Annotated in this window: 16 protein-coding genes, 1 tRNA gene and 2 pseudogenes; 4 read left to right on the top strand and 15 right to left on the bottom strand. The window is 71.0% G+C overall.

The window, feature by feature from the left end:
• Nucleotides 1-3: 3 nt before the first annotated feature.
• The 7 genes from ACIBK3_RS24010 to ACIBK3_RS23980 all read right to left on the bottom strand — a co-directional run bounded on the left by ACIBK3_RS24010 (nt 4) and on the right by ACIBK3_RS23980 (nt 14,429).
• Nucleotides 4-5,835, bottom strand: coding sequence for an SDR family oxidoreductase (locus ACIBK3_RS24010; RefSeq protein ID WP_399368536.1), 5,832 nt, complete (start codon nt 5,833-5,835; stop codon nt 4-6).
• Between the two features lie 53 nt (nt 5,836-5,888).
• Complete coding sequence (locus ACIBK3_RS24005; RefSeq protein WP_399368534.1) at nt 5,889-7,427, bottom strand: acyltransferase domain-containing protein; 1,539 nt, start codon at nt 7,425-7,427, stop codon at nt 5,889-5,891.
• Nucleotides 7,428-7,493: 66 nt separating this feature from the next.
• Nucleotides 7,494-8,873 (bottom strand): NAD(P)/FAD-dependent oxidoreductase, encoded by a 1,380-nt coding sequence (locus ACIBK3_RS24000; RefSeq protein ID WP_399368532.1) that lies wholly within the window; start codon nt 8,871-8,873, stop codon nt 7,494-7,496.
• 50 nt (nt 8,874-8,923) lie between these two features.
• Entirely contained in the window at nt 8,924-10,378 is a 1,455-nt protein-coding gene (locus ACIBK3_RS23995; protein ID WP_399368530.1) for an MFS transporter, read from the bottom strand.
• Nucleotides 10,379-10,416: 38 nt separating this feature from the next.
• Complete coding sequence (locus ACIBK3_RS23990) at nt 10,417-11,673, bottom strand: wax ester/triacylglycerol synthase domain-containing protein (protein ID WP_399368528.1); 1,257 nt, start codon at nt 11,671-11,673, stop codon at nt 10,417-10,419.
• Between the two features lie 46 nt (nt 11,674-11,719).
• Entirely contained in the window at nt 11,720-13,297 is a 1,578-nt protein-coding gene (locus tag ACIBK3_RS23985; RefSeq protein WP_399368526.1) for an acyl-CoA carboxylase subunit beta, read from the bottom strand.
• Nucleotides 13,298-13,604: 307 nt separating this feature from the next.
• A complete protein-coding gene (locus tag ACIBK3_RS23980) occupies nt 13,605-14,429 on the bottom strand; it encodes an IclR family transcriptional regulator C-terminal domain-containing protein (protein WP_399368524.1) in 825 nt (274 codons plus the stop codon).
• 224 nt (nt 14,430-14,653) lie between these two features.
• On the opposite strand from ACIBK3_RS23980, the pseudogene ACIBK3_RS23975 reads away from it, so the two are divergent.
• A pseudogene (locus ACIBK3_RS23975) lies at nt 14,654-14,845 on the top strand (substrate-binding domain-containing protein); the annotation flags it as partial.
• 7 nt (nt 14,846-14,852) lie between these two features.
• Here ACIBK3_RS23975 and ACIBK3_RS23970 read toward each other — a convergent pair.
• A complete protein-coding gene (locus ACIBK3_RS23970; RefSeq protein ID WP_399368522.1) occupies nt 14,853-15,170 on the bottom strand; it encodes a hypothetical protein in 318 nt (105 codons plus the stop codon).
• A 54-nt stretch (nt 15,171-15,224) separates the two neighbouring features.
• On the opposite strand from ACIBK3_RS23970, the gene ACIBK3_RS23965 reads away from it, so the two are divergent.
• Nucleotides 15,225-15,842, top strand: coding sequence for a serine/threonine protein kinase (locus ACIBK3_RS23965; protein WP_399368520.1), 618 nt, complete (start codon nt 15,225-15,227; stop codon nt 15,840-15,842).
• Here ACIBK3_RS23965 and ACIBK3_RS23960 read toward each other — a convergent pair.
• From ACIBK3_RS23960 to ACIBK3_RS23940, 5 genes and pseudogenes are all read right to left on the bottom strand, one after another.
• Nucleotides 15,831-16,331: a GNAT family N-acetyltransferase gene (locus ACIBK3_RS23960; RefSeq protein ID WP_399368518.1), complete on the bottom strand. Its 501-nt coding sequence runs from the start codon at nt 16,329-16,331 to the stop codon at nt 15,831-15,833. The two genes, ACIBK3_RS23965 and ACIBK3_RS23960, sit on opposite strands and share 12 nt — an antisense overlap.
• Nucleotides 16,332-16,431: 100 nt before the next feature.
• A tRNA-His gene (locus ACIBK3_RS23955) sits at nt 16,432-16,504 on the bottom strand.
• Between the two features lie 109 nt (nt 16,505-16,613).
• A complete protein-coding gene (orn, locus tag ACIBK3_RS23950) occupies nt 16,614-17,216 on the bottom strand; it encodes an oligoribonuclease (RefSeq protein ID WP_399368516.1) in 603 nt (200 codons plus the stop codon).
• A gap of 154 nt (nt 17,217-17,370) precedes the next feature.
• Nucleotides 17,371-18,652, bottom strand: a pseudogene (locus ACIBK3_RS23945) (helix-turn-helix domain-containing protein).
• 378 nt (nt 18,653-19,030) lie between these two features.
• Nucleotides 19,031-19,387: a hypothetical protein gene (locus ACIBK3_RS23940; RefSeq protein ID WP_399368514.1), complete on the bottom strand. Its 357-nt coding sequence runs from the start codon at nt 19,385-19,387 to the stop codon at nt 19,031-19,033.
• Nucleotides 19,388-19,770: 383 nt separating this feature from the next.
• Here ACIBK3_RS23940 and ACIBK3_RS23935 point away from each other — a divergent pair, with 383 nt between their 5' ends.
• Together ACIBK3_RS23935 and ACIBK3_RS23930 are read left to right on the top strand one after the other, a co-directional pair.
• Complete coding sequence (locus ACIBK3_RS23935; RefSeq protein WP_399368512.1) at nt 19,771-20,298, top strand: universal stress protein; 528 nt, start codon at nt 19,771-19,773, stop codon at nt 20,296-20,298.
• 181 nt (nt 20,299-20,479) lie between these two features.
• Nucleotides 20,480-21,043 (top strand): GPR1/FUN34/YaaH family transporter, encoded by a 564-nt coding sequence (locus ACIBK3_RS23930; protein ID WP_399368510.1) that lies wholly within the window; start codon nt 20,480-20,482, stop codon nt 21,041-21,043.
• Between the two features lie 146 nt (nt 21,044-21,189).
• Here ACIBK3_RS23930 and glmS read toward each other — a convergent pair whose 3' ends face one another.
• Nucleotides 21,190-23,007 (bottom strand): glutamine--fructose-6-phosphate transaminase (isomerizing), encoded by a 1,818-nt coding sequence (gene glmS / locus ACIBK3_RS23925; RefSeq protein WP_399368508.1) that lies wholly within the window; start codon nt 23,005-23,007, stop codon nt 21,190-21,192.
• Nucleotides 23,008-23,020: 13 nt separating this feature from the next.
• Nucleotides 23,021-23,278, bottom strand: coding sequence for a hypothetical protein (locus ACIBK3_RS23920; RefSeq protein WP_399368919.1), 258 nt, complete (start codon nt 23,276-23,278; stop codon nt 23,021-23,023).
• Nucleotides 23,279-23,394 lie beyond the last annotated feature (116 nt).

Genomic DNA, 23,394 nt, shown 5'->3' with positions numbered 1-23,394 from the left:
GGTTCAGGCGCCATCGGCCGGGACCGCTTCGCCGGTCAGGGCGTCGACGTACCCGATCAGGGCCGCCCGGAGGTCCTTCATCTGCAGGACCATCCGGCCGTCGGGGCGGGCCGCCACGAACCGGTTCTCCGCCCGGTCGGCGGCGAGGCCGAAACCGGGGGGTGTGGCGTACAGGTCGACGGTGCTGTCGCCGGTCGACAGGGTGTGGTCGTTCGCCTCCTCGTAGAGGTCGATGCGGCGGATCGACAGCGGGGCGGCGACCGGCACCAGCCGGCCGTCCACCAGGTCCAGCACTCCGACCCTGGCCAGACCGTCCAGCAGCACGCACGGGACGGTGAACCGCTGCCACACCTCCTCCGGAGGGAGCAAGAGGTCGTAGCGGCCCCGCTTGCCACGGGGGTGGACGGCTGTGCCCGTCGTCGACACGAACGGTCCGCTCAGCCGGACCGGGGAGCCCGGCTGGTGGTACGGGTCGGGGACGGGGGTGTCGTCCGCGCTGTCCCATGGCTCCCAGCGGGGGGCGTCCGGATATGTGTCGGCCAGGAGGACGCGGGCCGCGAAATGCGGCCTGTCCTCGACCAGGACGACGCCGTTCGGTGCCACCACGTCCTCGGTGACATGGACCTGGACGACGGTCGCGTCCCCCTCGTCGTCGACGATCTCCGCCCTGATGCGCTTCGGCGGCGTGGGGACGTCCCGGTACACCCGCAGGAAGTGCTCGAACCTCAGGTCCTCGAAGGCGACCACGTGCCGGTCGGGTACCAGGTGGCGGGCCGCCTCGGCGGCCAGCTCGGTGACGAAGGTGCCGGGCAGCGTCGGTTCGCCGCGCACGGTGTGGTGCTCCAGGTAGCCGTCGGTCCGCAGGTCGAAGGGGCACTCGAAGACCGCGGACCGGTCGTCGAAGGACACCAGGCGGCGCAGGAAGAACCCGTCGGGGCGGGGCGCCGCGGTCTCCCGGGTCAGATAGCCGGGGTAGAACTTCTCCACCGTGGCCTCCTCCGACTCCCCCAGGTGCACGACGGAGGGCCGCCGGACGGGGGTGTGCAGCTCCTGCACGAAGTGGTGGACGCCCTCGGGCACCGGCATGCTGCTGTACGAGCCGGCTCGTTCGTAGTACGCCTTCGTCAGTTCGCCCGCGCCCATGCCGACGCCGCCCCACAGCGTCCAGCCGATGGTGAACTCCTCGTGGTCCGAGGCGGCCGCCGCGTAGGTGGCCGCGCTGGCCAGGAAGTCGTTGGCGGAGGCGTAGTCGGCTTCGCCGAGCTGTCCGAAGTAGCCCAGCAGGGAACCGAAGTTGCACCACAGGCGGGGCGGGGCGTCGCGCAGGGCGTACTTCAGGTTCAGATACGACTGCACCTTCAGGTCCCGGATGGCGGTGAACTCGGCGAAGTCCTTGTCCTTGATGAGGGCCGAACGCTGCAGCCCCGCCGCGTTGACGAGCAGGTCGATGGTTCCGTGCTCGCGCAGGACCTCGCCGAGGGCCTTCTCCACCACGGCGCCGTCGCGCATGTCGCAGGTGCGGTAGGTGACCCGGTCCGGGCCGCTGTACGCCGCCATCTCCTCCAGGTTGCGGCGTGACTCACGGGCGTTGAGCATCCGGTCGAACTCCTTGGTGATGCTCGCGACGTTGCGGCCGTCGCGTTTGGCGAGTTCGGTCGAGATGAACGTCGCCCGGCCGGCGGCGAACTCCTCGTCGGTGCCGGCGAAGACGGACGGCGGGTAGGCGTCGAGGGCGTTGCTGCCGAGCACGTGGATGCGCGACCCGAACTCCTTGGCGAGCGACTTGACCACCTCGGCGGTGATGCCCCTGGTACCGCCGGCCACGACGATCACGGAGTCCCGGTCGAGGGCGGCGGGCGTCGCCTCGGCCGGCGCGGCCGGTTCGTCCCGCAGACGGTACGTACGGCGGACACCGTCCGTCTCGACGACCACGGGGAAGTCACGCCGGGCACGGCTCTCGGCCTCGACGCCGCGTATGGCCGCCGCCACATCGCGGCCGGACGTGAGGAAGGCCAGACTGCCGCCCTCGGACAGCTCCAGCCCGGCGCTCTTCAGCAGACCGGTGAACAGTCCGGAGAAGGGGTGCGGTGTGCCACCGGGCACGGCACCGAGCAGCAGCATCGTCAGCGCTGAACCGGGCCGGGCCAGGTCGTCGTAGGCGTACTGAACGGCCAGGTACGTGGCGTCGTGCAGGGCGAGCAGGGACGGCGGCGTGCCCGTTACGGGCCCCTCGTCCGGCGGTACGGCACGACTGAGGTCGCTCACCACCCGCACCTGCGTGACCGGCCTCCCCACATCGGCCATCGCCTCCCGGACCGCCTCCGGCGTGACCCGCGCCAGGTAATGCCAACCGGCACGCGGGACGTCGAGCGGCGTGGTGGACAACACCGTGAGCGCGGCCTTGGGGTCCGCCACCTGGGCGAGCAGAGCGGGTGCGTCGGTGACGACGACGGCACCGTCCGGCAGAAACGTCGCCGGTTCCCGGACCGGGACCGCCGGAGTGTCCTCCAGCACGGGCACGCGACGCCGTACGAGCAGCGGTTCCCCCGCCTCGGTGTGGGTGGTCGAGCGGAAGGGGGCGCGGAGCGTTCGGGCTCCGCCCGGCGCGTCGTCGTCCCTCTCGTCCGGGATCGTCAGCCTGAGGTGGGCTCCCGACGAGTCGCCGGTGCTGGAGACCGTCGTCGTGCCTGCGGGGCCGTGCAGGGCGCGGAGGATGGCCAGCCCTCCGGAGGCGCCCAGGTAGCGGGCGTTTTCCGGGGCGGCGGGGCCGCACAGGACGGGTTCCCGGGTGGGGGCTTCGTCCAGGGTCTCGTCGATGTAGGCGAGGACGGGGAGGCCCGCCTGCCGGGCCCGGTCCTCCGTCGTCAGGGCGAACAGGAAGGCGCCCTCGGCGAGTTCCGTCCGGTTCTCGGGCAGCAGGTCGCCGATGAGGGAGCGGTACTCCGGGAGGCTGTTGCCGTTGATGCCGCCGGCCAGGGCGAAGTCCAGCTCCCCGGTGCGCAGATAGCGGCCGGCCAGGGTGATCGAGGACAGGGCGGAGGAGAAGCCGGAGTCGACTGTCATGTTGGAGCCGTTGAGGTCGAAGTAGTTCGCCACCCGGGCGGAGATGATGTTGGGCATCTGGCCGGGGAAGGAGTCCTCGTTGGACTCCGGGATCGCCGACCGCACCTGCTCCCGCAGCCGGTCCAGCACCCGCGGCACCTCGGCCGACCCGGCGAGCGGTGACTCGGCGAGCGCCTCACCGATGTCGTCCAGGTAGCAGCGGTTCGCATACTGCATGGCGGCCCTGGTCGGCCCCATGTGTCCCACGAACACCCCGGTCTTCGGCGCCTGTTCGCTCCAGAAGTCCGGCATCTGGTCGCGCAGCTGGTGCGCGCACTCCAGGACCATCAGCTGGCACCGGTCCAGGGCGCGGATCGTCTTCGGGGGCAGCCGGATCTTCTTGAACGGCGGCACCGGATAGTCCGCCCCGAAGGTGTCCCGCGGCCCCGCGCCGCCCGAAAGCCAGCGCGTCACTTCCGTACGCCCGTCAAGGCCCGGCACATGCGCCGACCAGCCGACGAGCGCCACCCGGCTGTCGGTGGCCGGAGCCTTCGTGGTGGGGGTCTCCGCGGCCGGCGCCCCGGCGGGAGCGCGGTTCTCGGAGACGATGAGATGGGCGTTCGTACCGCCGAAGCCGAACCCGGACACCGCCGCCAGCCGGGGCCGCTCACGGCTCTGAGGCCACTCACGCGGCTCCGAGGTGACCTCGAGCTCCGTCTCGTCCAGCCGGAAGTCGGCTCGGGGCGTGTCGAGACGGAACTGGCCGGGGATGGTGTGGTGCTCCAGGCCCTTCAGGCTTTCGATGAGCGAGACGACGCCGGCGGCCCAGCCGGTGTGGCCCAGCAGCGATTTGTTGGACGTGACGGCCGTCGGCGCCGAGGTGCCGAAGTGCTCCCGCAGCGTCGTGAACTCCTCCAGGTCACCGGCGGGCGTACCGGTCGCGTGCGCGTTGATCCACCGCACGTCCGCGGTGTCGACCTCACCGCCCTCCAGCGCCCGCCGCACCGCGAGGGACTGCCCCCGGGCGTTCGGGGCGTAGATCGCCTTGCCCTTGCCGTCGGAGGACGAGCCGAAGGCCCGCAGCACCCCCAGCACCCTGTCGCCGTCCCGCTGGGCATGGCTCAGCCGCTTGAGGACGACCAGGGCGGCGCCGTCGGCGAAGATCACACCGTCGGCGCTCTCGTCGAGGGCGTGCACGGTGCCGCGCTTCGACAGGCCCTGCAGCTTGGAGAACAGCACGGTGCCGCGCGGCGCCAGCGCGAAGGCCCCGCCGCACACGGCGATGTCCTGCTTGCCCATCAGCAGGCCCTTGGCCGCGATGTCGATGGCGTACAGCGACGAGGAGCAGGCGGTGTCGACCATGTGGAGTTCGGTGGACGGCGGCAGTACGCCGTCCATGGCCACCTCGCCGACCCGGTGGGGCAGGAAGCGCGAGGGGGAGCCGGCGCCGCGCCGGTACCGGTCGGTGAGGGTGTGGTCGATGCCCTCGCGGAGCGTCTTCCGTCGCTCGCCGGGGACCTGCAGGTCGTCGAGGATGCCGTGCGTCAGCCGGGTCGCACTCTGCAGGACGCCCGCCTCTTCCAGGTGCTGGCTGCCGTCCGGGGTGTAGCCGACCACGAAGGAGCACCGGTCGGTGTCGCGGCGGTGGACGCCGTCGAGTGCCTGCACGAGGCTGTGGCGCAGCCACTTGGTGGTGAGCTCCTGGTCTCCGGGCTCGCCCGGCATGCCCTCAAGGGCGCCGTCGGCAGGGGCGAAGTCCGTGATGAACACGCACTGTTCGGCGTACGCCTTGTCCTCGGCGGTCAGGTCGGGCGAGTGGAAGCTGTCGTGCTGCCAGCGGTCCCGGGGCACCTTGACGAAGAGCTCGTCCCCGGTCGTCCGCAGCTTCCAGAACTCGTCGGGGCTGTTGGCCCCGGCGACGGCCATGCCCATGCCGACGACGGCGATGGCGTCGTCGCCGAACTCTGCCTGCTCGACGGACTCGTGCGATACCTCGGGCGCCTCGGCACGCTCCGCCGGAGGCGAGAGCAGCGCCGCGCCGAGCGTGAGGCCGCCGTCGGCCAGGACGACCTGTCCGGTGATCCACCGGGCGTCGTCGGAGGCGAGGAAGGCGACCAGCCCGGCGAACTCCTCCGGCCTGCCGAGCCGTCCCCAGGGTGTGGACCGTTCGATGATGTCCCGCATCTGGGCGGCCCGGGGGAACTTGTCCGCCACCTCGCTGCTCAGCATCGCGGCGGACGCCACATTGACGCGGATGCCGAGCGGGGCCAGTTCCACCGCGAGGTAACGGGCGGAGGCCTCCGCGGCGGCCTTCGCCGGGGCGCACGCCGAGTAGTTGGCCATCACCATCTGCGAGCCGCCCAGTGCCGAGACGGTGACGATGGAGCCGCCGCCGTTCCTGGCCATCAGCGGCGCGGCGGCCCGCGAACAGCGCAGTCCGCCCTTGTAGTTGGTCTCGATCGCCTTGTCCAGGTGCTCTTCGGTGACCTCGTCCGGCGGCAGCAGGGCGCCGTTCGCCGCGTTGTTGACGAGGATGTCGAGCCGCCCGTGCAGCCGGTCGATCTCCTGGAACATCCGGTCGACCTGCTCCTGCCGGGCCACCGAGGCCCGTACGAGGTCGACCCGGGCGCCTGCCGCCACGAGTTCGTCGCGGGTCTGCTTGGCCTGGTCGTGCGAGTGGAAGTAGTTGAGGACGATGTCGGCCCCGCGTGCGGCGAGCTCCCGCACGACGGCCTTTCCGATCCCTCGTGACCCGCCGGTCACCAGTGCCACCTTGCCGGTGAGGTCCTTCATGGAAAACGCGTGTCCTTCTGGGAGGGGCGAACGGGCAGCGAAGCGAGGAGCGGTCAGCCGGCCGGCGCCGGCTCGGGCCGCCGTTCCAGCTCCGCGATGACGAAGTCGGCGATCGCGTCGAGCGTGTTGTAGGGCGCGAGCCGGAAGTCGGCCTCGCGTGGCGGCAGCCCGTAGCGCTGGGAGACCCGGGTGAGCAGTTCGACCTGCTTGACCGAGTCGACGCCGAGTTCGGCCTCCAGCTGCACCCCGGCCTCGAAGACCTCCTCCGGGTACTCCAGGGCCTCCGCGTACAGGGTCCGCAGCTCGGCGAAGAGCTCGTCCCGGTCCAAGGCCGCGTCCGGGGGCGCCTGCCTGGCTCGGTCCTCCTGCGACTCGGTCTCCGGTGCCACGGGCTCGGGTGTCACGGCGCCCGGGGCCTGCTCCGGCTCCTGCTCCTGCTCCGGCTCCGGCTCCCCGAAGGTCTCCAGGTCCGCCCGTATCCGCTCCACCACCTCGTGGCCGTGCGCCTTCCAGTACTCCTCGAAGACGTGCGAGGGCACGGAAGGAGCCAGGAGTTCGGCGAGGCCGGTACCGGAGGGGCCGTGCGGGTCGGCCAGTCCGGCGTCGCGCAGTTCCCGGAGCGTGGCATCCAGCACCAGCCGGCCGCCGTCGTCGAGCGAGAGGGTGGGCAGGGAGCGTACGTCCGAGCCCTTCGTCAGCCGGGTCACCAGCTTGGACAGCGCGGGGCGTCCGCCCGCCTCCACGAAGGTGGAAACACCGTCCCGGTGCAGGCGGCGTACCGCCGCGGCGAAGCGGACCGGCTGGACGAAGTGCTCCGCGAGGCGCCCCGCGAGCGCTTCGCCGGGCTCGTAGTAGCGCTGGAGGATCGGTGAGTACACCGGCAGCCGCAGGGGATGCTGCTCCAGCGTGCGGACGTACGCCTCGAACTCGGGCGCCGCGGGGGCCAGCGCCGGGGTGTGGAAGGGGAAGGGCGCGTCGATCTCGATCGCCCCGATGTTCAGCTGTGCCGCGATCGCCGTCACCTGGTCCAGCACCGCGTCCGGCCCGCTGACCACGGTCTGTTCGTCGTGGTTCTCCGTGGCGACGGCCAGCAGCGGGTGGTCGAGCAGACCGAGGAGCATCCGTACGCGGTCGGCCCCGGCCGACAGGGCCACCATGCGCCCGTCGACGCCGTCGTGGCGCTCGATGACCGCCACGCGCTGGGCGACGATGCGCACACCGTCCTCGGCGGAGAAGGCGCCGGCGGCCACGAGGGCGGTGATCTCACCGAGGCTGTGCCCGGCGAGGACGTCCGGGCGGACGCCCTGGTCGGCCAGGATCTCGTGGGCGGCCAGGCCGGCGCCGTAGATGGCCACCTGGGACATCCAGGAGTCGCCGGCCAGCAGGGAGCGCAGGTCCGTCTGTTCCGGGCCGAACAGGATGTCGCTGATACGGCGTGAGAAGAGGGCTTCGGTCGTGGTGTCGAGGCGGGCGAACACTCGCTGGACCTGCGGGTACGTCTCCTTCGCCCGCCGCAGGGCGGTGCCGTCGAAGCCGCCCTGGCCGGGGAAGACGAACGCGGTGGTCAGGTCGGTGGAGGTGTTTTCGGGCATGCTGATCCGTCCCTTGGTGAAAGCGGGTGGGATGTGGTGTGGAAAGTGACTGTGTGAGCCGTGCGGCTAGCGCGCCGGCCGGGCGGCGTTCTCGAGCAGGTACTGCCCCATGGAGCCCAGGTTCCTGGCGATCAACCGGTCACCGGCCCGCGCGGCCGGGGGAATGTGCCGGGGTGCTCCGCGCACCAGCCAGCGCACCATCCGCACCTTCCAGCTCGTGCCGGGGCCGGACTCCACATGGTCCAGCAGGGCGTGCATGTTGGCGGCGGAGTAGAACCGCGCGGGGTCCACGATCGTGGCGAACACGCCGACCATGTCCCGGCCGTGCGTGGCGCTTCGGCTCATGGCCCGGATGAACTCGACCTCCTCGGGGCTGTGATTGTCGATGAGGGCGTGGTCACAGGTGTACTGATAGTGCCCTTTGACCATGTCGTCCCGTCGGCGGCCGTAGCCGGCGAGCGCGTCGGACAGTCCGGCGCCGCCGGACCCCGACCAGGCCGCGTCGACGGCCTGCACGAGGAGTTCGGCGCTGCGCAGGCCGTCGCTGATGCCGGCGGCCGTGATCGGGTCCCGGGTGTAGCCGGCGTCGCCGACCAGCGCCCAGCCGGGGCCGTGTGAGCGGCGCAGGAAGTTCGGCACGGAACCCGTCATCCAGCGGCCCGCGCGCTTGGTCTCGCGCAGCAGCGAGGCCCACTCGGGGTCCACCGCCTCGAAGGCGTCGATGACGGTCCGGTCGCGCTCCTCCTCCCCGCTCGCCTTGAAGTCCCTCGTGGGCAGGGCGACGCCCACGATGGTGAGGTCGTCGTGGGTAGGCCAGGTGAAGGTGTGCTTGTGGGTGTGCCGGTGGGTGCGTACCCGGCCGTCGTGCGGCAGCCCCTCCCAGTAGGCCCAGTGGCTCTTGTTGAGGACCGGGCGGGTGGCGTACTTCTCGGCGCCCGTGAGGCGGGCGACGGTGGAGTTGGAGCCGTCGCCGCCCACCACGAGGCGGGCGTGCTCGGTCACGGGCGAGCCGTCGCCGGTGCGTCCGCGTACGCCGGTGACGGCGCCCGCCTCGTCCGTGCACAGTTCCTGGACCGAGAAGTTCTCACGGAACTCGGCGCCGGACTCGATCGCGGCCTCCAGCAGGATCCGGTCCAGCGTGGCCCGGTCCGGGGAGTAGGCCTCGTCGACCTCGTCGACCGCCGGAAGTGGGGCCATCAGCCGGGCCCGGCCGCTCTGCAGGCCGTACTCGCGGATCGGCGGGCAGCCCGTGACGGTCAGCCGCTCCAGCAGTCCCCAGCGCTTGAGCCTGAGGATGCCGGGCGGGTGCACCAGGTTGGTCGCCGCGGCCTTCCCTCCGGGGAAGACAGCCCGGTCGAGGAGAAGGACCCGGTATCCGGCCCTCGACAGGAGCATGGCTGTGGCGGCACCGCTGATCCGTGCGCCCACCACGATGACGTCGTACATTCCAGTCCCCCAGTTGCGTGTCGTGGGTTCGCGTACCGGGCCGGCGCGGGTCAGCCCCTGGTGTTCTCCAGTGCGGGAGCCGCGCTCGCGCGGTCGTCGCCGCGGGTTGCTTCCGCCGCCTTCCTCTCCTGGGAGCGGCGCGGTGCGGTGAGCATCGCCAGGACGCCGAGCGCGGCGAATCCGGATCCGGCCCAGGCGGCAGGGACCAGGCCGTCGACGAACCGCTGCGGGGTGCCGTAGCCGCCGTGCGAGGTGAAGATCGAGGTCAGCACCGCGACGCCGAGGACGCCGCCCAGCTCCCGGAACGTGTTGTTGGCGCCGGAGGCGATGCCCTGTTCGCGCGGGCGGACGACGTTCATCGCCATCTCGGCGGTGGGCGCGAAGAACAGTCCGAGACCGATACCGCCCAGCACCAGACCGGGCACCTGGTCCGCGTACGCGGTGTGGACCTCGGTCACCGAGGCGAGCCAGCCAAGCGCCACGGCTTCGGACAGCAGCCCGAGGGCCACCACGAGCCGGTTGCCGATCCAGGCGGTCAGGAAGGACGCGAGCGGGGCGACCAGGACGGGCATGGCCGTCCAGGCGAGCATCCGCACCCCCGCCTCCAGGGGAGTGAAGCCCTGGATGTTCTGCATGAACTGGGTGAGCAGGAACACCAGCCCGAACATGGCGGCGAACATCAGCATGCTGGTGACGTTGACGGCGGTGAACGAGCGGTTGCGGAAGAGCCGCATCGGCAGCATCGGGGCGGGGGCGCGCATCTCCCACAGGACGAAGCCGGCGAGCAGCACGACCCCGGCGATCAGAGAACCGAGCACCTTACCGGTGGTCCAGCCGTCGTTCGTGGTGCTGACCAGGGCGAAGACCACGCCGAGCATGCCGAGGCTCACCAGTACGGTGCCGGTCAGGTCGAGCCGTGCCTCGGGCTGCCTGCTCTCGGCCAGTTGCCACAGGCCCAGCAGCAGGACGACGACGCCGATCGGCACGTTGATCCAGAAGATCCACTCCCAGGAGATCTTCTCCACGACGGCACCACCGACCAGCGGTCCGAGCGCGACCGCAAGACCGCTCAGCGACCCCCAGACGCCGAGGGCGATGCCCCGCCGCCGTTCGGAGACCGCATCGGTCAGCAGCGTGAGGGTCAGCGGCATGACGATGGCCGCGCCGAAGCCCTGCACGGCCCGGGCGGCGATCAGCTCGCCCGGCGAGCCGGCGAGGGCGCACGCCGCCGACGCGGCGGTGAACACCGCGAGCCCTATGAGGAACATCCGCCGGCGTCCGAAGCGGTCACCCGCGGCCGAGCCGGCCATCAGGAAGACCGCGAAGGCCAGCGTGTAGGCGTTCACCGTCCATTCCAGGTCCTGCAGATCCGTGCCCAGGGACTTCTGGATTGCGGGCAGGGCGGTGATCACGACGAGATTGTCCAACGCGGCCATGAAGACCGCGAGTCCGCTCACCGCCAGGGTGGACAAGGCGTTTCCGCGTGCGGGGGACCGACCGAACATAGAGATCCTTAGTCGAGACTTCGGGGGCGTGCTCCGGGTCAGGCGGTGACGGACAAGGTGTCCAGCGCCTCGCGCCACAGGCCGGCCAGCCGCTCCGCTCCGGGGAGCGCGCGGTCGTACAGGAAACCGACCCGGACCTGCTGCCCGTAGGACAGGAGTGTCACGGACAGGGCGTTGCCCGGCAGGAGGACGCCGAGCGGGGTCGCGTCGATCGCCGGGGCGCCCCGGAAGGAGAGCGCCGCGGGCAGGCTGAAGTTGGAGGCGTACAGCGGTGACGCGTGCGGGTTCAGCAGACGGCGTACGGTCCACCGCGTCACCGGCGACGGCAGGATCCCGACGAGGGCCCTGCTGGCCGGCCTGAGGCCGTGGGCGCGCATCCGCCGGGTGCGCTCGGCGAGCTGCGGGAACGCGATGTCGAGCGGCGTCCCCCGGACGGGCAGGGTCACGACGGCGGTGGTGAGGTGGTTGCCGAGGAGCCCCTCCTCCCCGGGCAGGCGGGTGCTCAGCGGCATCCGTACCGGAACCGGTGCCGTCCGGAAGAGCGATCGTACGTCCCTGTCGCCGTCCGCGCTCCAGTCGGCGAGGGCCTGCCACAGGGTCATGAGGAACGCGTCGTTGAGGGTGCCGCCGAACCGGCGGCTCAGCTCCCGCAGTTCGTTCCAGGCCGCTCCCGCACTGGCCACGCCGAGGCGTTCGGGGCGTGGCTCCGGCGCCCTGGGCCAGGACCTGGCGGGCAGGAGGGCGCGGGCGAGTCCGGTGCCCACGCTGACCGTTCCCCGGGCCAGTTCGCGCGCCGAGCCGCTGATCAGCGGCCGTGGTCCGGCCGGTCGCCGGGTCCCGTCCGGCGGGCCGCCGTCGCCGAACAGCGTGGTGACGATGTGGGCGGCTCCCATGCCGTCCTCGGCGCTGTGGTGGACCCGGTAGCAGATCGCGAACTCGCCGCCGGCGTAGCCGTGTACGAGGTGCATCGACCACAGCGGCGCGCTGTCCAAAAGCGGCTCACGGGCCAGGGCGGTGAGCACCGTGTCCAGGGGCGTTTCCGCCGGGAACGTCCGCTCGCCCACGTGCGACGCGGGGTCGAAGCCGAACACCGGCTCCCGCCGGGGCCGCCGCCCCCGCGCCGGGGTCATACGGTGGGTCAGTCCCGGGAGTGCGGGCAGCCGCTCGGCGACGTGGTCCCGCAGTTCCTTCAGGGGCGGCGGTTTGCCGCTGAACCGCAGGAACTGGCCGTGGGTCAGAGCCTCGCCCGTGATGGAGAGGAAGACCTCGTCGATCGGGTTGAGTCGGTGGTTCATGCGCTCGGCTCCCCTGCCGGTCGCGTCGGTCGGCGTGCGGCGCCCGTCACGTGGGCGGGTTGCCGTGCTTGCGCGACGGCAGGTCGGCGTGCTTGGCCCGGAAGGTCCGCAGCGCCTCGATGAGCGTGGAGCGGGTTTCGGCCGGGTCGATGACGTCGTCGACGAGGCCGCGCTCGGCGGCGTAGTAGGGGTGCATCAGCTCGGCCTTGTACTCCTTGACGAGCCGGGCGCGGGTCTCCTCGGGGTCGTCGGCCGCGGCGATCTCCCGCCGGAAGACGACGCCCGCCGCACCCTCCGCGCCCATCACCGCGATCTCGTTGGTGGGCCAGGCGTAGGCGGCGTCGGCGCCGATGGACCGGGAGTCCATGACGATGTAGGCGCCTCCGTACGCCTTGCGCAGCACCAGGGAGATCCTGGGAACCGTCGCGTTGCAGTACGCGTACAGGAGTTTGGCGCCGTGGCGGATGATGCCGCCGTGCTCCTGGTCGACGCCCGGGAGGAAACCGGGCACGTCGACCAGGGTCACCAGGGGGATGCTGAAGGCGTCGCAGATCGAGATGAAGCGGGCGGCCTTCTCCGAGGCGTGGATGTCGAGCACCCCGGCGAGGCTGGTCGGCTGGCTCGCGACGACACCGACGGTCTGCCCGTCCAGCCGGGCCAGTACGCACAGCACGTTGGTGGCCCAGCCCTCGTGGACCTCCAGCCAGTCGCCCTCGTCGACGATCTCCGTGATCACCGCGCGCATGTCGTAGGGACGGTTGCCGTCGGCCGGCACCAGCTCGGCGAGGCCGTCGTTGCTGCGCTCCGCTGGGTCGGCGCTGTCGTAGGCGGGGGGTAACTCGCGGTTGTTGGCCGGGAGCAGGGACAGCAGGTGGCGCACTTCCTCCAGGCACTCGGCCTCGTCGTCGTAGACGAAACCGGCGACGCCGGACACCCCGCCGTGGACGTCCGCGCCGCCCAGTTGCTCGTGGGAGATCTCCTCACCCGTGACCGACTGCACCACGTCGGGGCCGGTGATGAACATCTGGGAGGTGCCGCGCACCATGAAGACGAAGTCGTTGAGCGCCGGTGAATACGCCGCGCCGCCCGCGCACGGGCCCAGCATCACCGCGATCTGCGGAATCGCTCCGGACGCCCTGGTATTGCGCCGGAAAATGCCGCCGTATCCGGCGAGCGCCGAGACACCTTCCTGGATACGGGCACCCGCGCCATCGTTGAGGGAGACCAGCGGCGCCCCGGCCGAGAGGGCCATGTCCATGACCTTGTGAATCTTGTCCGCATGGGCCTCGCCGAGTGATCCGCCGAAGATACGGAAGTCGTGGGCGTAGGCGAACACCGTCCGTCCGTGCACGGTCCCCCAGCCGGTGACGACCCCGTCGGTGTAGGGCTTGCGGTGTTCCAGTCCGAAGCCGGTGGCGCGGTGCCGCCGCAGCCGCTCGACCTCGTGGAAGGATCCGGCGTCGAAGAGCAGGTCCAGGCGTTCCCGCGCGGTCAGCTTGCCGCGGGCGTGCTGTTGTTCGGTACCACGGGAGCCGGGGCCGCGCTCCGCGTCGAGTCGGGTGGCGTGCAGGAGGGCGACGCTGTCCCGCATGTCCGGCGGGGGGGTGTCGGATCGGACCGTCATACGCGTGTCTTTCTCCGTACTCGGGGGTTGGCTCTCCTTTCCTTTTCGATTATTCGAGGGTCGCCGCACCGCATGTCAAGGGAAATCATAACTATCCCGCGGGGCGAGAAATGCGCCGAAATCCCGCCTCACGAGAAGGGTGAGATTACGTGAATGCCGCTGCTCATTGCGGGTACGCGGAATCATTTTAACGACGGACGGAAGTTTCCCCGGTGGGTGGATGGAGTGTCTGATGGGGTCCCTGATAAAACAGGGCACCCGGCCGGAAACAGCCGGGTGCCCTGTCTGTGCGCGGGCCGGAGGTCGCTCAGTAGGAACCCGGCGCCTCCGCGGACCAGGGCCCGTGGTCGTCCGCCGGCGTGAAGCGCGCGGCGGCCTGCTTCACGGCCTGTACGGCAGCCGCGGGCCAGGCCGACAGGTCGTGCAGGGGCTTGAGCACGGCCACGGATCCCATGATCAGCCCGTCCCACCGGACGGGCGCCGCGCAGCCGGCCCAACCCGCCGCCCACTCCTCGGCGTCGACCGCGAGCCCGTCCTTGCGGACCGACTCTAGGGAGGCGAGCAGCCGCCCGTTGTCGCGGTACGCGCCGGGCCCCGCGCCGTCGGGGACCGGCTCGGCCAGGACCCGGTCCTGAATGACCTTCGGGAGGTACGCGAGGACGGCCCGCCCCGCCGCGCCCGTGCGCAGCGAGCGGAAGCTCTCCAGCAACGCCCTGGGACTGATGCCGAGTTCCGACAGGTCCGAGGTGCCGACGGCCATGTCCAGGCACTGCTTGCCGGCCCCGCCGAAGGGCGCCAGGGCGAACAGGAACGCCAGCCCCCCGTCGGTGGCGGCGCGCAGGTCCTCCAGAACGGCGTGCACGACACGCTCGTTGGGCGCGTGGGCCACGGATTTCAGCCCGAGCCGCGCGGCACCGGCGCCCAGCCGGTACAGACCGTGCCCCTCGCGGGCGAAGATGCCGTCGTACACGCCGGACTGGAGAATGCGGTGGACCGTGGAGTCGTCCAGCCCCGTCACTTCGGCTAACTCGCCCGGGCCGTGCATCTGCCCTTCGACCTCGGTGAACGCCCGCTGGACCCGAAACACCCGGTCGGCGTGCGCGCTCCCGCCGAGCGTGCTGCGCTTGCTCATACCTTGCTCCCCGTTGCGTGGCGCCGTCCCACCCCCGGTGGGACGGCCTGTCCAGGGCCACCACGGTAATCGCCCGGCCATCCCTGCGGCTATGCGGCCACTGCGACCGGGAATCCCCGCACTTTTCCGCGCGATAATTTCCTTGTGAATCTACGGCACATTCAGCCGTCTTCCGCGGCCTTGTCGAACAACCGGAAAACGACAGCCCGTACACGTACAACTCAGCCCGCCGCCCCGACCTTGACGCGGTCTTCGCCGGCTCGGACGTGATGGCGGCCGGCGCCGGCCAGGTCCTGCGCGAGGAGGGCCGCCGCATCCCCGACGACGTCGCCCTCGTCGGCTACGACGACTCCGCCGTCGCCCGCCGGCGGAAGGTGGTACCGGCGACGGAACTGGTGCCGCGGCGGTCGTCCTGACGGAGCTTCACGGATGACGCCGGCGGCCCCGCCCCGCGAGGTCACTCCGGTGCCATCCCCGGTGCGGTCGTCGCTGGGGCCGTTCGGTGCGGTGGGTGGTGAACCAGGCGATGCCCAGGATCACGACTCCGGCCAGCCAGAAGAAGATCACCAGCCAGGCGCCGAGGAGGGAGTCCGGATTGGTGGCGCCCCCGCACAGCCTTCCGACGCACCCCTTGCTCGCCGCGTCCAGAGCGATCACGAGCCACAGCAGCATGCCCAGGTTGAACCCGAGAAGCACCCAGGTCAGCACCCGCCACCGGGGAACGTGCCGCCAGGCCCGCATGACGAGCCTCCCAACCTCACGAACGGCTCTTATGCCGACCATACGCTGAGCCCCATGAGCCCTCATCCACTGCTGGACGTCGACCAGGTCCCCGACCTCGAACCCCGCCTGCGCACAGTGGGTGAGGTGTTCAGTGTCTTCCGTGCCCTCGGCACCCAGGACTCGGGCTGCGTCTCGCACGGCGTCCGCCTCCCGGACGGCACCCGCTGGTGCGTCAAGGAGGCCACCACCGGCCCCGCCCGACGCTCGCTCGACCGGGCCTGGGCCTTCCACCGGGCGGTCCGGCATCCGGTGATCGTGCCGCACCTGCACCGGATCGCGGTACGGGACGGCCGTACGGCGACGGTGATGCCCTGGCGGGCGGGCGAGTACCGCCCGGGCCCGTTCGTGCCGGCGGCGGACCGTCTCCCCGGCTCCCGGCGCTTCATGGCGCCGGAGGAGTGGCGGCGGGGCGCGGTCATCGACATCCGCACCACGGTCTACGTCCTCGGCCGCACCGCCCGTCTCCTCCTGGACGCGGGCGACGACGAGCGCGCCTTCCTTGGTACGGCCGCGCAGCTGACGGTCATCGAACGCGCCACCCGTGCCGATCCCGGCGAACGCTTCGGCGGGGCAAGGGAGTTGGCGGCGGCGTGGCGGGCGGCGTCGGAGCCGTGGGCGTCAGGGCCGTAGCGCCAGCCGCCAGAGGGTCTCGCCGTCGTGCGTCTCGTCCGTGGGGGACAGCCCGGCCGCCTCGGCGACGGCCGCCGACGCGCGGTGGTCGGGGTGGATGTGGGCGACGACCGTACGGACGTACCGCCCCACGAGCCAGGTGACCAGCCCGCGCGCCGCCTCGGAGGCGAATCCGCGGCCCTGCCAGGGTGTGCCCACGATCCAGGCGATCTCCGCGGCGTGCCGACCGGTGACCGTTGCCTGGACGGTGCCGATGAGGCGGGGTTCCTCGCGCGACCGCAGCACCCAGTTGCACCAGGAGACACCCGGCTCGGGCGCGCCGGCGACGAGGCGCTCGTAGCGGGTCCGCAGGTCCTCGGCGGTGAGGGGCGCGCCGCCGATGAACGCGTGCAGCGCCGGATCGGACAGGACGACGGCCATCTCCTCGGCGTGCTCGACGCGCAGCGGGAGGAGGTCGAGGCGGGCGGTGCTGATGGGGTCGGCCTGCACGGGGGCCTCAAGGGGGCTGTGTGGTGCTGTGGAGGGGTTCGGCGTACGGAACGCGATCAGCCGGTGACCTTGTCTCCAAGGTCACCGGCTGATGACTCAGGGTGAGTGACGGGACTCGAACCCGCGGCATCCTGGACCACAACCAGGTGCTCTACCAGCTGAGCTACACCCACCATGTCGGCGGCCCGGGTTTCCCCGACCGGCCGAGAAAAAGTGTACAGGGTCCGAAGGGGTGCTCGCGCCAGGCTTTCCCGGTGCCCCTTCGAGGGCTTCTGACCTGCGCTACTGCGCGGGCAGGACGTACTTGGCGGCGATCGTCTTCGCGGTGTCGGAGTCCGGGCCCGGCTGCGGTACGAAGACGGCCTCGCGGTAGTAGCGCAGTTCCGCGATGGACTCGCGGATGTCGGCGAGGGCGCGGTGGTTGCCGTTCTTCTGCGGGCTGTTGAAGTACGCCCGCGGGTACCAGCGCCGGGCGAGCTCCTTGATGCTGGAGACGTCGACGATGCGGTAGTGGAGGTAGTCCTCCAGCGTCGGCATGTCCCGCAGCAGGAACCCGCGGTCGGTGCCGACCGAGTTGCCGCACAGGGGGGCCTTGCCGGGTTCCTTGACGTGCTCCCTCACATAGGCGAGGACCTGCTCCTCGGCGTCCGTGAGCGTCGTACCGCCGGACAGCTCCGTGAGCAGTCCGGACGCGGTGTGCATCTGACGCACCACCTCCGGCATCGTCTCCAGTGCCTGGTCCGGCGGGCGGATGACGATGTCCACACCGTCGCCGAGGATGTTGAGCTCGGAGTCGGTGACGAGGGCGGCGACCTCGATGAGCGCGTCGTCGGACAGCGAGAGGCCGGTCATCTCGCAGTCGATCCACACCATGCGATCATTCATGCGACCACCCTACGGCTGACGTCCGCCTTCCGGGATGCCCGGTGCCGGCCCTGACCTTGCTGGGGAGCGGCAGCCCCCGGGACGGAGGGGGAGGGCAGGGGCGGCGGGGGCGAGAACCTCCCCGCGCCGCCGCCGCCACCGGCCGAACCGGACCTCACATGCCGCTGCGCTGCCCCGGCAGACTCGCCCGGCTCCCCGCGTACGCCTCGCGACCGTTCTCCGAGGCCGACGAGGAACTCGAAGACGATGACGACGATGTCAGAGAACCTGACGTCCCCACCGGGCTGGGCGCCGACGTACGGCGGCTCTGGAGCGGGACCGGCCCGCCGCCGTCCTGGTGCAGCGCGGCCGCCGACGCGCTCGGCTGACCGGCCGCCGCTGCCACGCCGTCGCCGTCCACCGGCGGTCGGTCCCCCTGCGGCCTGCGGGCGCGGTACGCGGCCCGGTAGGCGGCCGGGGACGAACCCAGCTGGCGGCGGAAGTGTCCGCGCAGCGCCACCGGCGAGCGGAAGCCGCAGCGCCCCGCGACCTCGTCCACCGAGTAGTCCGACGTCTCCAGCAGCCGCTGGGCCTGCAGGACGCGCTGCGTGATCAGCCACTGCAGCGGGGCACTGCCCGTCAGCGAGCGGAACCGGCGGTCGAACGTACGACGGCTCATGTACGCGCGGGCGGCCAGCGTCTCCACGTCGAACTGCTCGTGGAGGTGCTCCAGCGCCCAGGCGACGACCTCGGCGAGCGGGTCGGCGCCGATCTCCTCGGGTAAAGACCTGTCGAGGTAGCGCTCCTGGCCGCCCGACCGGCGCGGCGGCACCACCAGGCGCCGGGCCAGCGCGCCCGCCGCCTCGTTGCCGTGGTCCGTCCGCACGATGTGGAGACAGAGGTCGATTCCGGCCGCCGTACCCGCGGACGTCAGGACGTCGCCGTCGTCCACGAACAGCTCGCGCGGATCCACGTGCACCGACGGGTAGCGCTTGGCCAGCGTCGGCGCGTACATCCAGTGTGTGGTCGCGGGGGCGGCCGTCCAGCAGGCCCGCCGCCGCGAGGACGAAGGCGCCGGTGCACAGCCCCACGATGCGGGCCCCCTCCTCGTGCGCGCGGCGCAGCGCGTCGAGTGCTTCCTCCGGTGGCGGAGAGGTGATCGAACGCCAGGCCGGCACGACGACGGTGCCCGCCCGGGAGATCGCTTCCAGGCCATGCGGCGCGGTGAGTTCCAGGCCCCCTGTGGTCCGCAGCGGGCCTTCCTCACCGGCGCTCACCAGCAGTCGGTAGCGCGGCACTCCGGCGTCCTGGCGGTCGATCCCGAACACCGAAAGCGGTATGGAACTCTCGAAGATGGGGCCGCCGCTGAACAGCAGCACCGCGACGATCTCCTTGCGGCGTCGCCCGGACAGTTTCCGGGCGGCGGCTTCCGGCGTGGCGGTGGCGTCGTGGCTCATACTGCTAAGCCCCCCTCGGTGGTCGCGGCTCCTCGGTTGTGTCGCTCCTGCACGTTTCCCCTTGGTCCTGCACGAGTCCCCCGCCGTAAGACAGTCAAGATCGAATCTACTGCGTGCTGTGGTGTCGTCGTGACAAGTCCGTCATCCGGCACATTGTCGACTTGGCAACTTGGCGTGAAGCATTCGATCACGAAGCGTTGCACTCGTGGGGCGTGCAGGGAAGTGCGCCTTGTCGCAGTGGCCAATCCACGTAGGGTGCGCAGACCCCCGAAGACCCTTTCCGTGCAGGTGGAACGGGGGTTGGGGGGTGGTTCGGCCAAGGGGTGCGCGGGGGTCGGAAGTTGGCTGAAAAGAGTCGGCCGTGTGCGCGGAAACCGGTCAGCCGACCGGTGTATTTCCCCCGCTGTGACGTCCGCCTCGGTGTGCTCCCACTCCGGCCCGGTGATGGCGGACGTGCGAGCGGCCGTGGTGGGAGCCGCCACGGGGATTGCGCTCATGCGGAACCGGGCGGGCCGCGCCGCGTTCCGACTGGCGCAGGAGGATACGGCAGGCCGCGGTCACGGCGGCCAGACCGAGCGCGGCGCCGGTGGCGCCGGCCAGCGAGGTGCCGAACCACAGGAGGACCACGGGGACCAGGACGCAGCTGAAGGCCGCCCAGCGGATGACCTCCGTGGCGGAGTCCTGGCCGGGTGAGGCCGCGCGGGGGGACTCGGGACGGGGTCTGGGACCGGACATGCGTGCTCCCTGGGGCGTGGCTCAGGGGGTTCAACGCGTGTTCGATCCATCGGTCACTCTGTGTCTGCCGGCCGGACACTGTCAGTTCGGCAACGGCCCGCCGGGGCACTGCCTCTCGGCCACGGTCCGCCGTTGACGGTGGGCCCGGCAGGGGGTCGGCAGGTCGGCCCCGTGCAAACCGCCTGTACAGCGCAGCAACCATTGCGTTACCGGCGCCCCCTCGTGCATGCTCCCTGGAACCCCCACGGACCGTGGGCGGGAACTGGGCTAAGGAGGCGTGCCGCCGTACCCTTGAGGGTATGGGGTCGGGAAGATGATTCCCGGACACAGCTCCGCCGCACACTGTCGTCCCTCCCAAAAAGGATCACAACGCCGAGACAGCCATGGCCGGTCACGAATTCTTCGAACCCGCGGACCGCAAGCGGCCCGTCGCCGATCCCACGGCGGCCGAGCCCCTGGCGGCGGAAGAGCCACGCCATTCCTGCGACCCCGCTTTCAAGCACGGCGTCGTGGTCGGCTTCGACGGCTCCACGTCCAGTGAGCGCGCCCTCGCGTACGCCATCGGCATGGCTCATCGCTCCGGATCGGCCCTGATCATCGTCCATGTCGCCAACCGGCTGCCCACCACCGTGTGGGCGGGCTGTGAGCCCCCGGTCTTCGTCGACGTGCCGGACCACCGCACCGAGGTCCTCGGTCTCGAACTCGCCTGCGCGGACTACCTCGCCGAAGTGCCCTGGATCCTTGTCGAGCGCGGCGGCGACATCTGCCACGAGCTCGAAGAGGTGGGGCGCGAGTACGAGGCGAACGCGATCGTCGTCGGGTCGACCCACGGCATCGTCGGCCGGATCTTCGGCTCGGTCGCGGGGCGGCTCGCGAAGCGGGCGAAGCGGCCCGTGATCGTCATCCCGTAAGCCCCCGCGCTTCTGTCGTTGTCATCCCGTAACTCGCCGTTCTCCCAGGTGAGATGAGTCCTGGGTAGTGCCGACTCCCTTTGTGCGCCGCGTAAATCTACTCGTGCGTAGATGTGTTTGTGCCCTTGTGAAGGGCATATACCGGGCACCGCACAACCGCACAGCATGAAGGGAGCCCGCCGTGGACAACGACGTCTCCGCGGGAAGTACCACCACGATCGTCGGCCGACTCGCGCTCGGCATCACGCTGTTGGCCTTCGGCCTCGGGTACACCGACGTCATCGACGGTGTGACGGCCGCTGACGCTGTATCAATCGCCCAGTACGTGGGCGGAGTTGCCCTCTTCGTCGCCGGACTGATGGCGTTCCGCGACGGTGACTCCGGCAGTGGGACGGCTTTCTCGGCGCTCGGCGCCCTCTGGTTCACGTGGGCCGTGTCGGCCGACAACCAGGTGTCTGCCAACGCGGCCGGACTGTTCCTGCTTCTGTTCGCCCTCGTGGCGCTGTCCCTCACCGTCGCCGGCGGCGACCCGCTGGGCCGGGGCGCCTACGGGTTGTTCTTCGTCTCGCTGGTCCTGCTCGCCGTCGCGAGGTTCGCCGACAACGACTCTCTCGTGAAGGTCGGGGGCTGGTTCGCCGTGGCGGCCGGGGCGGTGGCCTGGTACGCGGCGACCGCGGCGCTGGCCCACTGGCCGACCGCCCTCCCGCGACGCGCGGCGGGCCGGGGCGTGACGGCCACGGGGTAGCTGCCGCCGGCTGGGGGGTTGGGCGGCTCCCCGGCGATGGGACGGCCCCCGCGTGTTGGTGGCAACACGTGGGGGCCGTCCTCTTTGTTCGGCCTCTGCGGGTGCGTTGGGGTTGCTCGCGCAGTTCCCCGCGCCCCTTTGGGGCGCTACTCGACCGTCACCGACTTGGCGAGGTTCCTGGGCTTGTCGATGTCCCTGCCCAGGGTCAACGCCGTGTGGTAGGCGAGGAGTTGGAGGGGGATGCCCAGGAGGATGGGGTCGAGTTCGTCCTCGTTCTTCGGGACGACGATGGTCTGGTCGGCCTTTTCCTGGCACTCGTGGGCCACGGCGAGGATCCTGCCGCTGCGGGCCTTGATCTCCTCCAGGGCGGCGCGGTTCTTCTCCAGGAGGTCGTCGTCGGGGACGATCGCGACCGTGGGCAGGGCGGGCTCGATGAGGGCGAGCGGGCCGTGCTTCAACTCCGAGGCGGGGTAGGCCTCGGCGTGGATGTACGAGACCTCCTTGAGCTTCAGGGAGGCCTCGCGGGCCACCGGGTAGCCCCGGACGCGGCCGATGAAGAGCATGGAGCTGGCCTCGGCGTACTGGTCGGCCAGCTTCTTGATCTCGTCCTCCTGCTCCAGGATCTCGGTGATCTGGCCGGGCAGTTTGCGCAGGCCCTCGATGATCCGCTTGCCGTCGCGGACCGAGAGGTCGCGGGTGCGGCCCAGGTGGAGGGCGAGCAGGGCGAAGGCGACCGTGGTGTTGGTGAAGCACTTCGTCGAGACCACGCAGACCTCGGGGCCCGCGTGCACGTAGATGCCGCCGTCGGCCTCGCGGGCGATCGCCGAGCCGACCACGTTGACCACGCCCAGCACCCGGGCGCCCTTGCGCTTCAGCTCCTGGACGGCCGCCAGCACGTCGTACGTCTCACCGGACTGGGAGACGGCGACGTAGAGGGTGTCGGGGTCGACGACCGCGTTGCGGTAGCGGAACTCGGAGGCGGGCTCGGCGTCGGCGGGGATGCGGGCCAGCTCCTCGATCATCTGGGCGCCGATCATGCCCGCGTGGTACGAGGTGCCGCAGCCGAGGATCTTCACGCGGCGGATCTGACGCGCCTCGCGGGCGTCGAGGTTCAGGCCGCCGAGGTGCACGGTGGAGAAGCGGTCGTCGATGCGGCCGCGCAGCACGCGGTCCACGGCGTCGGCCTGCTCGTGGATCTCCTTGTGCATGTAGGTGTCGTGGCCGCCCATGTCGTAGGAGGCGGCCTCCCACTCCACGGTGGTCGGCTCGGCGGTGGTGCGGGTGCCCTCGGTGGTGTAGGTGCGGAAGTCGTCGGCCTTGAGGGTGGCCATCTCGCCGTCGTCCAGGGTGACGATCTGGCGGGTGTGGGCGACCAGGGCGGCGATGTCCGAGGCGACGAACATCTCCTTCTCGCCGATGCCGAGGACGACCGGGGAGCCGTTGCGGGCCACCACGATCCGGTCGGGGAAGTCGGCGTGCAGGACGGCGATCCCGTACGTGCCCTCGACGACCCGCAGGGTCTCGCGGACCTTGTCCTCGAGCTTCTCGTTCTGCGCGCGGGCGATGAGGTGGACCAGGACCTCGGTGTCGGTCTCGGAGAGGAACTCGACGCCGTCCGCCTCCAGTTTGCGGCGCAGGTCGGAGGCGTTGTCGATGATGCCGTTGTGGACGACGGCGACCTTGCCCTCGGCGTCCAGGTGCGGGTGGGCGTTCACGTCGGAGGGGGCGCCGTGGGTGGCCCAGCGGGTGTGGGCGATGCCGGTGGTGCCCTTGAAGCGCGCCGGAACCTTGGCCTCCAGGTCACGGACCCGACCCTTGGCCTTGACCATCTTCAGGCCGGACGTCTTCGGAGAGGTGACGACGATGCCGGCCGAGTCGTAGCCGCGGTACTCCAGGCGCTGCAGGCCCTCCAGGAGCAGGGGAGCGACGTCACGCTTCCCGATGTAACCCACGATTCCGCACATACAGATGTGTCCCTCAGCCGTAGACGATGCGGCGCAGCTGCCGGAGCGTGAGCTCCGCCGGTGCCACCGCGCGGTATTTGAGATCCGCCGCGATCCGTTCGAAGATCTCCGCGTTCACCAGGCCCTGGGCCTGCAACTCGCGGTGGCGGCGACGGACGAATTCCTCGGTCGTCTCGTCGAAGTAGGCGAGCACGTCCTGGATCACCCGCAGTGCCTCGCCCCGGCTCAGGGGCGTGGACCGCGTCAGATGATCAACGAGTTCGTCGTGCACCCGGTAGATCCTGGAGGACTGACGGCGCTTTCGCAAGAATCCTGCCCGATTCCGGGCAGGCCTTTGTTGGCGATCTTTGGTCGAACGTTGAATCTGTCATGAGGACCTGTTCTCGC

Source organism: Streptomyces sp. NPDC050287, assembly GCF_044459385.1.
Taxonomy (GTDB): domain Bacteria; phylum Actinomycetota; class Actinomycetes; order Streptomycetales; family Streptomycetaceae; genus Streptomyces.
This window is presented reverse-complemented; position numbering and strand designations above follow the sequence as displayed.

Excerpts from the sequence above, each read along its gene's own strand:
- ACIBK3_RS23995 (WP_399368530.1), bottom strand. The coding sequence starts at position 10,378 with ATGTTCGGTCGGTCCCCCGCACGCGGAAACGCCTTGTCCACCCTGGCG.
- ACIBK3_RS23980 (WP_399368524.1), bottom strand. The coding sequence starts at position 14,429 with ATGAGCAAGCGCAGCACGCTCGGCGGGAGCGCGCACGCCGACCGGGTG.
- ACIBK3_RS24010 (WP_399368536.1), bottom strand. The coding sequence starts at position 5,835 with ATGAAGGACCTCACCGGCAAGGTGGCACTGGTGACCGGCGGGTCACGA.
- ACIBK3_RS23985 (WP_399368526.1), bottom strand. The coding sequence starts at position 13,297 with ATGACGGTCCGATCCGACACCCCCCCGCCGGACATGCGGGACAGCGTC.
- orn (WP_399368516.1), bottom strand. The coding sequence starts at position 17,216 with ATGAATGATCGCATGGTGTGGATCGACTGCGAGATGACCGGCCTCTCG.
- ACIBK3_RS23935 (WP_399368512.1), top strand. The coding sequence starts at position 19,771 with ATGGCCGGTCACGAATTCTTCGAACCCGCGGACCGCAAGCGGCCCGTC.
- ACIBK3_RS24000 (WP_399368532.1), bottom strand. The coding sequence starts at position 8,873 with ATGTACGACGTCATCGTGGTGGGCGCACGGATCAGCGGTGCCGCCACA.
- ACIBK3_RS23990 (WP_399368528.1), bottom strand. The coding sequence starts at position 11,673 with ATGAACCACCGACTCAACCCGATCGACGAGGTCTTCCTCTCCATCACG.
- ACIBK3_RS24005 (WP_399368534.1), bottom strand. The coding sequence starts at position 7,427 with ATGCCCGAAAACACCTCCACCGACCTGACCACCGCGTTCGTCTTCCCC.
- ACIBK3_RS23940 (WP_399368514.1), bottom strand. The coding sequence starts at position 19,387 with ATGTCCGGTCCCAGACCCCGTCCCGAGTCCCCCCGCGCGGCCTCACCC.
- ACIBK3_RS23965 (WP_399368520.1), top strand. The coding sequence starts at position 15,225 with ATGAGCCCTCATCCACTGCTGGACGTCGACCAGGTCCCCGACCTCGAA.
- glmS (WP_399368508.1), bottom strand. The coding sequence starts at position 23,007 with ATGTGCGGAATCGTGGGTTACATCGGGAAGCGTGACGTCGCTCCCCTG.
- ACIBK3_RS23970 (WP_399368522.1), bottom strand. The coding sequence starts at position 15,170 with ATGCGGGCCTGGCGGCACGTTCCCCGGTGGCGGGTGCTGACCTGGGTG.